The 12,315-nt window shown below is 67.2% G+C and carries 10 protein-coding genes; 6 read left to right on the top strand and 4 right to left on the bottom strand.

The genetic code is table 11. The annotated features are described in order from the left end of the window. Positions 1-168 precede the first annotated feature (168 nt). The gene (locus tag ACFV5N_RS00075) at positions 169-1,176 is read right to left on the bottom strand and encodes a ParB N-terminal domain-containing protein (RefSeq protein WP_385592116.1); all 1,008 of its coding nucleotides are present in this window, start codon (positions 1,174-1,176) and stop codon (positions 169-171) included. Between the two features lie 901 nt (positions 1,177-2,077). On the opposite strand from ACFV5N_RS00075, the gene ACFV5N_RS00080 reads away from it, so the two are divergent. Next, complete coding sequence (locus tag ACFV5N_RS00080; RefSeq protein WP_385592054.1) at positions 2,078-2,200, top strand: hypothetical protein; 123 nt, start codon at positions 2,078-2,080, stop codon at positions 2,198-2,200. A gap of 271 nt (positions 2,201-2,471) precedes the next feature. Here the strand turns inward: ACFV5N_RS00080 and ACFV5N_RS00085 are convergent, their stop codons facing one another. Beyond that, positions 2,472-3,824: a DegT/DnrJ/EryC1/StrS family aminotransferase gene (locus tag ACFV5N_RS00085; RefSeq protein ID WP_385592056.1), complete on the bottom strand. Its 1,353-nt coding sequence runs from the start codon at positions 3,822-3,824 to the stop codon at positions 2,472-2,474. A gap of 641 nt (positions 3,825-4,465) precedes the next feature. Between ACFV5N_RS00085 and ACFV5N_RS00090 the strand changes: the two genes are divergently transcribed. After that, a complete protein-coding gene (locus tag ACFV5N_RS00090) occupies positions 4,466-5,968 on the top strand; it encodes an SDR family NAD(P)-dependent oxidoreductase (RefSeq protein ID WP_385592058.1) in 1,503 nt (500 codons plus the stop codon). Between the two features lie 29 nt (positions 5,969-5,997). Here the strand turns inward: ACFV5N_RS00090 and ACFV5N_RS00095 are convergent, their stop codons facing one another. Then, positions 5,998-7,323 carry an MFS transporter gene (locus ACFV5N_RS00095; protein WP_385592060.1) on the bottom strand — a complete coding sequence of 442 codons (1,326 nt, stop codon included), beginning with the start codon at positions 7,321-7,323 and terminating at the stop codon, positions 5,998-6,000. A gap of 75 nt (positions 7,324-7,398) precedes the next feature. Next, positions 7,399-8,439, bottom strand: a complete 1,041-nt coding sequence (locus ACFV5N_RS00100) for an inosamine-phosphate amidinotransferase 1 (RefSeq protein ID WP_385592118.1) — start codon at positions 8,437-8,439, stop codon at positions 7,399-7,401. Between the two features lie 131 nt (positions 8,440-8,570). Between ACFV5N_RS00100 and ACFV5N_RS00105 the strand changes: the two genes are divergently transcribed. From ACFV5N_RS00105 to ACFV5N_RS00120, 4 genes are all read left to right on the top strand, one after another. Further along, on the top strand, positions 8,571-9,488 hold the full coding sequence (locus ACFV5N_RS00105; RefSeq protein WP_385592062.1) for a phosphotransferase family protein: 918 nt from the start codon (positions 8,571-8,573) through the stop codon (positions 9,486-9,488). 21 nt (positions 9,489-9,509) lie between these two features. Beyond that, positions 9,510-10,748 (top strand): aminoglycoside phosphotransferase family protein, encoded by a 1,239-nt coding sequence (locus ACFV5N_RS00110; RefSeq protein ID WP_385592064.1) that lies wholly within the window; start codon positions 9,510-9,512, stop codon positions 10,746-10,748. An 85-nt stretch (positions 10,749-10,833) separates the two neighbouring features. Beyond that, on the top strand, positions 10,834-11,784 hold the full coding sequence (locus ACFV5N_RS00115) for a hypothetical protein (RefSeq protein ID WP_385592066.1): 951 nt from the start codon (positions 10,834-10,836) through the stop codon (positions 11,782-11,784). Further along, complete coding sequence (locus tag ACFV5N_RS00120; protein WP_385592068.1) at positions 11,781-12,293, top strand: hypothetical protein; 513 nt, start codon at positions 11,781-11,783, stop codon at positions 12,291-12,293. The genes ACFV5N_RS00115 and ACFV5N_RS00120 overlap by 4 nt, the downstream gene beginning before the upstream one ends. The last annotated feature ends 22 nt before the right edge of the window (positions 12,294-12,315 follow it).

A 12,315-nucleotide genomic window follows, 5' to 3' on the forward strand; every position in this document is an offset into this window, starting at 1 on the left:
ATACTCCCCCGCCCCTGGGTGGTGCTCGCCGCGCTGGGCACGCGGGCGTTGGGGGTGCAAACCCCGTTGCTCCCGGCGCCGAGCGCCGCTGTAATGGCGGCGATCGGCAAGGTGACCAGCCGGTATCCGCTCCGGTGACCGGTAGTGAAGTGCTTGGGAAGCGGCAGGTCAGGCGCTGGCTCCGGTGACCTCCGTCTCCTGGCGTGCCCGGTGCTCGAGTTCCTCGGCGAGGTTCTTCCAAACGGTGGCGTACTCCCGCGCTAGTGCGGCGACCGAGTCCAGGTGGTACGCCGGTATGGCCTCTCGCAGGTGGTGCCACTGGCCGAAGTAGTCGATGTGCGTGTTCAGCAACCGCAGCAACCGCCGTCCGGACTCGGTGAACCGCAAGGAGGGATCTCTGTGCATGTTCCGCAAAGTGGCCAGCGACCCCGGCCCGATGACCGGGGCCGATGGCGGGGCCTGTCCCGGCTCTGCGTGGGCGTCGGAGGGGCTGCGGCGCAGGCGCGGCGGGACCGGGCCCTCCCCGCGCTGCAGCCGGGCCCGGACGTCGCGCACCGTGTTCGGTGAGATCCCGGCCTCTTGTGCGATCTCGCGCAGTGACGCGTTCGGACGGGCAGCGATGACCCGCTGTGCGGCCCTTCTCCCCTCCGCCCCGTCGACCGGACGCAGCCGGCCGTCGAGCCCGATCCGGTTCGCTTCGGGCGCCGTGCGCCGTCTGGCGGTGCCCGCGCGGATGGTTCCGACGACTGTGCCGGACAGTCCGCTGGCACGCCCGACGGCGCGGTCAGACAGATCAGGGAACAGCCTTATGATGCGGGCGGCGGCGGCCTTGCGTTCGGCTCTGGTCAGCGGTAGGCCGTGCCTGACATTCGCCCGCACTGCGGCGAGGAAGGCGGCGTCCGCAGTCCCGTCGAAGAAGATGACGGGGACGCGGTCGTCACCGCGAAGGGCGGCGGCGCGCAGCCGGTGTAAGCCGTCGATCACGCGCATGGTGGCGCGGTGTACGAGGATCGGCGGCAGTTCGCCTTCGGACTCGGCGAGCGTACGGACGTGCCCGCTGTCCTCGCCGGACAGCCGGGGCGAGTCGCCAGGCAGCAGGCGGTGCAGCCTGACGGTCACGACCGTCGGGCTGTGTCCGTCCCCCTCCGTGGTTCCCTCCGAAGTCGTTGGAATCATGGGCAGCTTGGGCGTACTCACGTGCACAGTGAACCGTCACCCCCGGTGAAGGATTGTCGGTACGACAGTCGAGAAGAGCGGCGTGCGTCTTAAGGGGCATGGGACAAGCGGATGACTCGACGCGGCAAGGGAAAGGGAGGGGAAGGAACGAGAGGTACGCGGGCAGGTGTCGACGGCGCGGAATTGCCACGGTGTCGCGGAGTCTTCCGGATCGTGGCGGAGTTACCTCCGGATGCTTCCGGTGCATTTTGTCCGAAATTACCGCCACTTCTGGATGGCGCTGATCCTGTGAACGGTGCCAGCCCGTGCGAATCTCGCTGATGCGTTGTGCGGCTCACACCTCACCCATTCCTGTATCCGGTCGGCTACAGAGGGGAACTTACATACTTGTTGCTTGCCCTGACAACCGGATGACCGGATGGGGAGCAACAAGCGGAGGACAAAAAAATGAACTTCACTGTGAGGCGGCTGGGGTACTGTGCGGGGTCGGCCGGCCACCGGGGGGTCGTCTCCGGGTGGTTCCCCTTCGCCCGGACCGCGCCGTCGACCTTCAGCAGGAGAGCTTGTTGTTTTATATGCGCTAGTCGCCGGACAGCGACCTCGCCTTCGACTACCTGATGCTCGTCCGTCTCGGGGACCGGATAGCGCCCACGGCGCTGGTCCGGGCCCCTCGACCCCGTAGCGTTCCACCCTGAACTGCGCACCACCTTGGCGGTGTCGGGGCGGGAGATGGCGCAGCGGGTGCACGAGTCCGATCCCGCCGCAAAACTGTTCGACCGCAGGACGTGCACCTCGGTCGGAGAGCTGACAGGAAGCCTCACCGCCGCCCAGCACCCCGGATCACCGAACTCCTCAGCAGCGCCGAACGCTGTTCCGGGCCGGTCTGTAGGAGGTCGCGGGCGTGCAGCACCTGGCCATCGGTATCCACCACCCGCTCTTCGACCGGTGGTCGGTCCGGATGCTGCTGAGCAACCTCTCGGCACTACGCCGTCCCGGCCCGGTGGGACTGCGGCCGATCATCTGAGATCAGCCTGTCCTGCGCGGACGTCGCCAAGCGACAGGGCGCACGCTGGGACCACAACCAGGCCTCTGGGTGTTGTGGTTCCGGAAGGACGCGTCGCAGGAGGTCAGACGCGGCTCGCGGACATCGCGGGCAGGGCCTCCGACCTGAGCAGGGTTACCGCCCGGAGGATGCCGGTACGCACTCTGGTCCGTTACCGGCGCGGCTTCATTACGTTCGAGCCTTCTGCCGGCCCGACACGGGCGCCCCGTGGAACGCCGGGGGTAGACGCACGTCAGCCCACCCGGACCGTCTCCATCGTTTCCCGGACGACGCCGGCGAGGTAGTGAACAGCCTCGGGCGCGCAGAGGAAAGCGCTGTGGTGAAGAAGGACGGCGTGACTCGTGAGATGAGTAGCGTTGGGATGGGCCCGGTCCCTGTGGAGTTCTAGGAAGCGCCGAGTCAGAGGAGACAGTGTCTTCTTGGTCCAGGGCTGGAGAAGCCTGCTCTGTCCCAGTGGTGGGCGCGGAGTGTGGAAATTGAGTCCGGTCAGCTTCGTCAGGGACCGGGCTATTTCGTTGTTGTCTCCCTCGGGGAAGATGATGGGAATTTCGTAGAGCGAAAGCTGGTCCTGCCTCGGATCGCGGTGGAGCAGATCCGGGCCGGAGGAACCGGCAAGGAGAGATTCGAAGAGCAGATAATTCGCGTTGCGGCGTGCATGCTGCTCGGGAAGAATTTCCAGCTGCGCGCAGAGAAGCGCGGCATTGAGTTCTCCGAGGCCAAAATTAGAACCCATTACCGATGTTGTCTCGGCCAGCTCCAACTGGCCGGGGTGCGGGGTGGAACGGTAGCTGCGGGAATCGGCACGCAGTTCTTCCAGACGCTGGACCATGTCGGTGCGGTCGGTGACCAGCGCACCGCCCTCGCCGCAGCTGAGGACCTTCGCGTGCTGCATGCTGAAGCAGCCGAACGTCCCGAAGGTGCCCGCCCGCCTGCCCTGCCAGGCCGCTCCATGGGCCTGCGCGGTGTCCTCGACGACAGCCAGGCCACGTGCTCCGGCGAACTCGATGATAGTCGGCATATCGGCCATGACACAGGCCCAGTGCACCACGATCACCGCTGCGGTGCTGGGGGTCAGCGCCTCGGCGATGGTCTCTGGGCTCAGCGTCCCGGTCCTCGGGTCGACGTCGGCTAGCACGGGGACCAGGCCAGCACGGAACACGGCGCTGGCGGTGGCCACCCAGGTGAGCGCGGGTACCACCACCTCGCTGCCGTTTTCTAGGTCGAGTGCCTCCAGGGCCATCACCAAGGCGCTGGAACAGTGGTCGGTGGGAACGCAGTGGCGTACCCCCAGATAGCTTGCGAATGACTCGGCGAATCTGCGTTCGTAGAGACGTCGGCCGTTGTACATACTGCTGATCGCCCATCGGCCGCTGTGCAGGGCATCCAGGACGTAGGGCTCCGCGTTCGGCGCGGGCTGGGGCCACGAGGGCCAGGACGCGGGCGGTTCCGTCAGCGCGGACAATTTTCTCCTCATCCGGTAATCTAAAAAGGGAAAGGGACCGTAAGGCCGGTCATTGTCTGTCGTCAATAAAGAACATGAACGCCAGCAATGTAATTGCCGGTCGTTGACCACTGCTCTGGTCATACGTAGTATCGGTTTCTCGGCATTCATTCAGTCCGGGACCACGAGTCCCGCTGACGGGGGAGAAAGCAGTGGCTGACCACGCCGACCGGCGCAATTCGACCGGAACTCGACGTCTGACGGCGCGTGGGCGGAGTGTCGACGCCACCCGGGCCGAGCCCTCTCACGTCATGGACCCCAACCCGTTCGTCGAGGACGTCTATCGGGTCTTCGGCCGTTCCGCTTGGGGAGCATGGGCGCGGGGCATCCACGGCAATGAGTACCTCGACTTCATCCTCGTCTACCGAACGGTACTTCTCGATCACTCCGATCCCAGTGTGACGGAGGCTGTCCCCCGAGAACCGGAGTCTATTTCGCGATCACCTTGCGTAAGTGGGTGCAACCGGACCTGGCAGAGCGGCTGGTCGCGCTGGTGCCCGGGGCCGAAGGGGCGCTGCAGGGCCCCGGCTACGCTGCGACCAGCGCTGCGGCTTTGCCGAGCCCGCACCGGGCGCGACCATGTCTGCCCTGTGATTCCAACACCTGGCACGTCTGGGCGGCGATCCGGGACGGGGGCATTCCAGTTTCGGTCTGCCGACAGGTCGATCCCTTCCACTACGGACACCGAGAGCCTGGACCAAGAACTGCGGGCCCGTGCTGGCGAAGTGGCGGCGGTGCTGCTCATTCCGTTCGAGCTGGAGCCGACGATCCTCCAGGAGGTCGTCGACATCGCGCACTGTCACTGCACCCTTGTGGTGTTCAACGAGACGCGCTCAGGTTTCCGCGTCGTGGCCGGCGGCGTGCAGCGACTGCGCGGGGTATGGGCCGACCTTGGGATCTTCAGCAAGGCGATGGCCAACGGCTACGCGGTGTCCGCGGTAGCCGGGAGCGCGGACTTGTTGGCCATGGTCGGCCGAGCCCACATCGGCTCGATCTACCAGGCGAACTCGCCAGCAACGGCCGCTGTGGTGGCCACGATCAACCAGCTCGCCGACGGCACCGTACTGGAGCGGGTGCGCACGCTGGGCGGGCGGTTGCAGGGAGGGCTGGTGAGGGTGGTCGGCCGTCATGGCCTGCCCGCCCGGGTGCACGGCGATCCGTACATGCCATTCCTGTTAAGGAACCCCCGACCCCGGGACAAACGCGCGGATACGAAAGGCGCTCTGCGGCGAAGTCACCCACGGGGAGTGCTGCGGCACACCGGTGACCACCGGCTGTGTCGCCGCCGCCCAGGACGACATCGACCGACCGTCGCCGTGTGCGACGCGGCGGTGGCCGGGGCCACCGGCCCTGACTGGTACCCGAACTCACAGAAAGGCAGACAGATCATCATGGCGACGATTCTTGTCACCGGAGCCAGCTCCGGTATTGGTGCGGCGGCGGCCGTACAGCTGGCCCGTCAGGGCCACCGTGTGGTGATCACCGGCCGTTCCCGTCCACGGCTGGAAGCCACCCACCGGCGCGTGACCGAGGCCGCCCGGACCGCCGGTGTCTCCGCCCGGGTCCCCGCTCCGATCCCCGCCGACCTGGCCCGTCTCGGTGACGTCCGACGGCTGGCCGCAGCGGTGCTGGAGCTCCACCCCGAACTGGATGTCCTGGTCAACAACGCGGGAATCCAGCCCCACCGCCGGCAGGTGACGCCTGACGGCTACGAACTCACCCTGGCCGTGAACCACCTGGCCGCCATGCTTCTCAGCTGCCTGCTGGCGGAGCGGCTCCGGTCACGGAGCGGTCGTATCGTCACTACAGCGTCGTCCAGTCACGCCAAGGGCGTCCTGGATCTGGACGACTTGCAGCTAGAGCGTGGCTGGAACCCCTCTCTGGCCTACGGGCGCTCCAAACTGGCCAATATCCTCTTCACCCGGGAGGCGGAGAACCGGCTTGGCGTGCCCGCCACGTCTTTCCATCCCGGAGTGATCACCACCGAGATCAACCGCGACTCGCGGTGGGGCCGCCTGCTGAAGCCGCTGGAGAGATTTGTCATGGAGTCGCCGGACAAGGGCGCCGACACCTTGGTGTGGCTGGCCACCGGTGAGGAGGGGGCGGCCCCGTCTGCCGACTACTACTACCGCAGGGAGGCGAAAGGCACCTCCCCGACGGCCCGGGAATCGGAACTGCCGGGGAGGCTGTGGGACGCCAGCGCCCGCCTCGCTGGCATGGCGGTCTGACGCGGTCCGCAGTCAGGGGAGAGTCACCGTTACCGGGCCGACTGTGCAGTGGACAGGGCGTCATGGATGATCCGGGTACTGAGATTGCGCAGCGTGAAGAGCAGCAGGAAGCCACACAGCACCGCGGCGAAGAGATACGGCAGGCGCAGCGCCGTCTCCCGGCCAGCCGGGGATTCGAAGAGTGTGACGACTGCACCGCCTGCCACCATGCCCAGCGGGGACATACCCCACCCCATCGTGCGGTAGACACTATTCACCCGGGAGAGCAGATGATCGGGAATGATTCGCTGCCGCAGGCTGACCGTGACGATGTTCCACCAGACTGTGTTGAAACCGAGCGCGATCGCGCCGATGACGAACACCGGCACCGTGGGAACCAGCACGAGAGCCAGATAGAGCACCACCTGAAGGGCCAGGATGCCGGCCAGGGTGGCCCCCGGCGGCACCCGGACGGCGATCCACGGCGACACCTGCGAACTGACCACGGCACCGATTGCGGAGGCTGCCATGATCATGCCAAATCCCTGTGAATCGAGCCCGAGGACGTCCTGGGCGAACAGCACCAGTACGGCCATGGCCATGGCCATGGCCGCGTTGAACAAGCCGAGCGTGATGGCGAGAGAGCGCAGCATCCGGTGCCGCCACATCCAGGAGATCCCTTCGGCCAACATGCGTCGGAAAGCCGGCGGCGGGCCGGCCCCGGAACCCGGCTCAGGTACTGGGCGGAAGTCCCCGCGAATGCTCAGCAGCAGCAGCGCTGCGGCTGCGGTCAGCGCCGCCTGGACGGCGAACGGCAGGACCAGCGAGGTGCCCAGCAGGAAACCGGCGATCGGTGCCCCCAGGAACCTGTTGGATACCTCCTCCGCGCCCCACAGCGTCCCGTTGGCCCGCTCCAGACGGTCCCTGCCGACCAGATTGGGCAACAGCGCCTGACTGGTGTTATCGAAGAACACCTCGCAGGTGCCGATCGCCAGTGCCACCACCAGCACCGCGGCCACACTCCCGGGCCCCAGCAGAACTAGGAAGCACAGGACGATGAGAATCATCGCCTTCACCGCGCCCGCGGTGGCCATCAGTCGCCGCCGGTCGACCCGGTCGCCCACAGAGCCGGCGATGATCGCGAATAGCAGCCAGGGCAGCCGCCCGGCTACCCCCACCGCGGCAACGGCCAGGGCATTCTCCGTGAGTGTCGAGGCGTACCAAGGCAGGGCGACCAGGGCGAGCCCGTCGCCGAGGTTGCTGAGAACGCTGGCGCTGAGGAGCTTCCAGTAGTCGGTGCCCAGGCCGCGGGAGGCGGATCTCCCCGCCCGCTCGCCGTGGGGTCGGTCGCTCTGTTCGGTTCCGGTGGTCTTCATCCTGACCGTTCGTTTTCGGAGGAGGAGGGACGGGCGTCCCGCGCCGACGAAAGGGCGTGGCCATCCAATCGGACATCAGCGGTAGCTCTCCAGGGAGCCGGTGCGACGGACGTCGAGGGAGACGCAGTGGAACGACCCGCCCAGGGAACGGGAATGGGTTAGCCGCTGCGGAAGGACGTCGATCCCGTGCTGTCCGAGGGCGCGGATTAGAGCGGGCTGCCGGTCGTCAGCCACGACCAGGCCGGGACGGATGACCAGAAGGTTCATGCCGATCCAGGTGGAGCAGTATGGGTGCTCCCCCACGAACCCGGTATCCACCAATTCGGGGCACCAGATCTTGTCCCAGCCGCGCAGGAAGCCGGGTAGATTGTCGTCGTTCACTCGGGCGGGATTAAGCAGGACGAGCCCCGGACGCAGGGGAACGATAGTGGAGTCCACATGGGTGTGGGCGTAGAGCCCTCGGCACGGGTGCACGGTGTAGGTCTCGCCCAGCGCGGACTGGAGCCACTCCCATCCCAGGTCGTTCCCACTGTCCGACACCAGGTAAAGAATGTCGGTGCCGAAGCGGAGCACGTTGGCGGCATCGAACGCGGGTTCGTGATTCTGAAGGCGTTCTCCCGCTGGGGCGTCCGGAGCATACATCTCGTCGGCGAGCCGGGGTTTGGGTGCGGAAATCCAGCGCGCCCCGGAGGAGAAGTACTCCAGCAGTAGTTTTCGGTAGGCGAAAGACTCCAGAAAACGGGATCTGAGCACCATCGGGGTTTCGATTACGGTGTTCCCGACCGTCAGCAGGACATCCCTGGGGCAGTAATCGTAGAAACCATCCGTGCTCCAGTCCGGTGTGGAGATCTCTCCGGCGATGTCCCGGGGTTCCGGACGCCTGACTTTGACTCCGATAAGCGCCAGTTCCCTGCATAGGGATTCGAGATCGGCCTCGGTCTCCTCCACGATTTTCTTCGGCAGGGACCCCGAGGGTATCTGGTCCGGACTTCCGTACTCCGCATAGCTGACTGCGAACAGCCCACGGTCAGCCCGTGGTACACGGGCGCCCACCGCGGTCCCGATGACCACTTCCTCCAGCGGATCCCATTCATTATGCACTCGGACTAAGCTCATGGAACCTTCTTCCTTGCCGATGGTGCTAACTGCTACGGTACTTGACCGGATGGCTTCAGTCATTGAACACGTCGGTCGCTGATGCCGCAAGGAGGGTGTCGGCGCACACAGGAGGTTTGATGTTGCTCCCCTTGGAGGATCTGGACAGAGCCCAGTTGTCTGAGTTGCTTGCCGCGCAGTTCGGCTCAGCCTGCGGAAACTTGGAGTTCTCACCGTTAGGGGAGGACAGCTGGCAGTACCGGGCAGGTGAGTTATGGGTCAGTGTCCGGCGTGACCTGCGCGGCCATGTGCCCGCCGCCTATCAGGCCGCGTATGAAATGCACTGCGGCGGACTGGATTTCGTGCTTGCACCGCTGGCCGGGCGGGATGGCCGGACCGTGCACAAAGTCGGCTGCTACCCGGTCGTGGTCTTCCCCTACTTGCAGGTCACCCAGGTGGCCATGAGCACTCCGGGGCCGGAGGAGAAGGGCCGGATCGTTTCCCTGGTCGACCGGGTCCACCGAGCGGTACCGGCGGCGGAGATCCCCGAGGAAACGTACACACTGCCTTTTGAGGAAGACCTGGAACGCGCCCTGCATTTTGCGGAAAGGACGCGGGACGCCGGGCCGTATGCCCGTAAGTTCGCGGAACTATTCCGCCTTCACCGGGAGTACATTACATCGCTCCGCCGTGAAGCCGCCGAACTCGGTGCGATCTGCCGGGCGGAGGGTGGAACGCCTGTTCTTACCCACGGTGAGCCGAGTGCACCGAATATCCTCTGCCATGGCGACGAATTATTGCTTGCCGACTGGGGCGGGGCCCGATGGGGGCCGCCCGAGCGAGACTGGTACCACGTGATGCGCACGCTTGACGAACGGGTCGTCACTCGGTGCCGACCTAGTTGGCTCAGATTTTACCACGTGCGCTGGGTGCTCAGTGAAATAGCCGAATACGCCTCCGTTTTCTCTCGGGAACACACCGGGTCTGCGGACGACCATGCGATGTGGCGCCGTCTCACGAACTACCTTCCTGTTCCCCAGCCCTCAGCAAGTTCTCCCGAAGGGCCGTAGCGAGAGGTCTGGATACCGTCGATGAAAAGCATTGCAGTACGGCTATGGACCCGTGAAGGAGACCGGTTTCTGACGCGGGAATCCGGGCTCCCGGAAATCGAGATCGACGAGCTGGAAGATGCCGTGCCCAATGGGGTCGTGCGAGCTGTGCGCAAGACCCTGGGCGCGGAAGTAGCGTATCTGCGCGCCTTCCCGGGCGGAGTAGTGGAGACGGAACTGCTGACCGGCGATTTCCGGCCGCCGACGGGATTCGGCTGGCGGGCCGGCGAACTGTCCCCGCCGACCGCCCGGCGCGCGGCCTGGCAGCGACCCGGCTGGCTCCGCGGTGCACTGGCCGATGCGGACCGCGCACTGGCCTGGCACGGAATCCGCCGCCGGGGCGCGCCGGAACAGATGCGCCACACTGGTATCACTGGCATGCTGCGGCTGCACACTGACCATGAGCCCGTCTGGCTTAAGGCAGTACCGGACCTGTTCGCTCACGAGGTATCCGTCGTATCCCGGCTTGCCGGCCAGTTTCCCGGGGCGGTGCCCGAACCGCTCGCGGAAGGCCAAGGCTGGTGGCTCGCCCGGCAGTTCCCCGAGGAAAGGGGTGAACCCCGGGAGGACCCCCTCGGCATTCTGGCGGACATCCAGATTGACGCCCTCGGCTACCTGAGCGAATTCGCCTCCCTCGGCTGCCAGGTCCGCTCTCCCGAGGTGCTCGCCGCGGAGATCACCCGGCTGGCCGGCCGTGACGACCTGCTGCCGGCCCCGCTGCGCAGGGAACTCCGCGCCGCTCTGCCAAGGTTCCGGGTCCGCTGCGCCGTTCTCGGTGCCGGGGACTTGCCCATGACTCTGGTCCACGGTGACTTCCATGCCGACAACCTGCGGTGGACCGGGGACAGGTGGTTCCTCTATGACTGGACGGACGCCTGCATCGCGCACCCCTTCGTCGATCTCGCCCTTCCTCTCAGCTACGAAACGCCAGCGGTTCAGGCACAACGCCTGGCCCTCTTTGTACGGGCCTGGCGGAAGGTGGTGCCGGATGAGGCCGTGCAACGGTGCCTGCGAGCGGCACCAGCCGTCGGGGCGGCCCACCAGGCGGTGACCTACCAGGCGATCCTCGACGACATCGGCGGGGCGATTGATCGGGGCAACGAGTACTTCGCCTTGCTACGGAAATGGACGGGCAGACTGCTGCGGGCACTGGACCGGTCACCGACTGCGGAACCGGTGTTCGAGAGAGAAGAAGCCGAAAGCATCTCGCCCGCTCCGTGACCAGTGGGGGCCGCCCGAGGCGGCACCGCTCCGACAGGGCATGCAGGGCAGGATGACAGTGCAGAGCGCACAGGCGGGAGTCACAGTGTTCCGGAGAACTACGGAGGCGCCGGACAGCGCGCTGGCCCGGGTGGGTCTGACCACCGGGCGGCTGTTGGTCTGCACCGGGCCCGCCCTGGCGGACGGGCTTCCCTATCTGGTCGGTTCCCTCGCGCAGGGCTTCGGCAACCGCGGCAGCGATGTGGACATCCACCTGTTCACTTCGCGGGAAAATCCCCGTGGCGGCGGGCCGGAGCACCTGTTCGTGGACGGGGTACCGGTGGGCATCGAGAGGTATCCGCGGTCGGCGCCCGCGGACCGGCTCACCGCTTTGGATACCCGGATGGCCGAGACCGGCGCGGGGCCCGTCTCCCTGTCTCCGGTGCCGTCCGCGGCCGAACGGAAAGTCCTCGGCATGTGGGCCGTCGCGGTTCCGCTGCGACCGCGGGCCGCTCGGGTGCTGACCTGGGAGCAGGAGGCCGTGGTGTACGCGCTGATGCTGCGCGCGGCCCTGTGCCGGGTGCTCCTGGCCGGCCGGCTGGCGGATCTCCTGGTCGCCGCCGGCCGTGCCGCGGATCAGACCTGGCCGCTATGCCGTCGGCCGCTGCTGGAACTACTATGCCTCTCCCGAGGGATGCCCCCGCTGGGGGAGAAGTGGCTGGCCCGGCGGGTGCGGCGGGTCGCGCCCGCCTCCCTGGTCTCGGCCGCCGAATCGGTCGACGGAATCCCGGCGCTGTCGCGTTTCCTCGGGTGGCTCGGCCTCCCCCCGTTCGATCCCCGCCCGGTGGTGCGAGAGGTGCCCGAGCCCACCATCGCAGAGCTGCGGCTTGGCCCGGAGAGGTGGTTACTCTCCCGCTACGGCCGCCTGGCATCCGCTCCGCAGCCCGGTGGCGGTGACGCGGGGCATACGGTCCGTGCCCTGGAGTGCGGCCTGCTCCGGCTCGGGGTGGACGAGCAGGCTCTCAGCGACGGGCTGGAGAAAGGACTGTCCGGGTGACCAGGCACCGGCACGCGCCCGACCGGGATGGCCTGTTCGTTGCCGCCCGGGGCGCCCCGGCGGCCTGGTTGTACCTCAGCACCGTTCAGAGCTGGCTGAGGGACATCCAGGCCGCCCTGGCGGAGGACGACTGGCCGACCTGTGTGGAGGCCACCGCCGCGGCGCTGACATCGATGCTGCACTGCCGTCTGGTGCTGGACGGGCTGTCACATCCGCCCCACCCCGGTGAGCTGGACCTGCATGCCGCGCTGAGCGATCACCCTGATGCTGTGCTGCTGCGCCGACTGCCGGTCGGGCACCGCGCCTCCCGGACGGACGCGGAGGCGGCAGCGGCCTCGGCCAGGGCGGCTGCCGCGCGGCTGGAGCACGACCTGCCCCTGCCGGTCCCCGCGCTCAGGTCGCCCGACGGGGAACTGCTCGGGGTGGAGGCGTTGTCTGAAGTCCGGCGGTTCCGGGCCGACCTAGACGCCCTGCGCGCCCGCTACCATCTGCCGCCGCTGCCGGGCTGACCGGCCCCGCCCGAACCGCACG

This window comes from Streptomyces sp. NPDC059853 (assembly GCF_042731495.1).
In the GTDB taxonomy this organism is placed as follows: domain Bacteria; phylum Actinomycetota; class Actinomycetes; order Streptomycetales; family Streptomycetaceae; genus Streptomyces.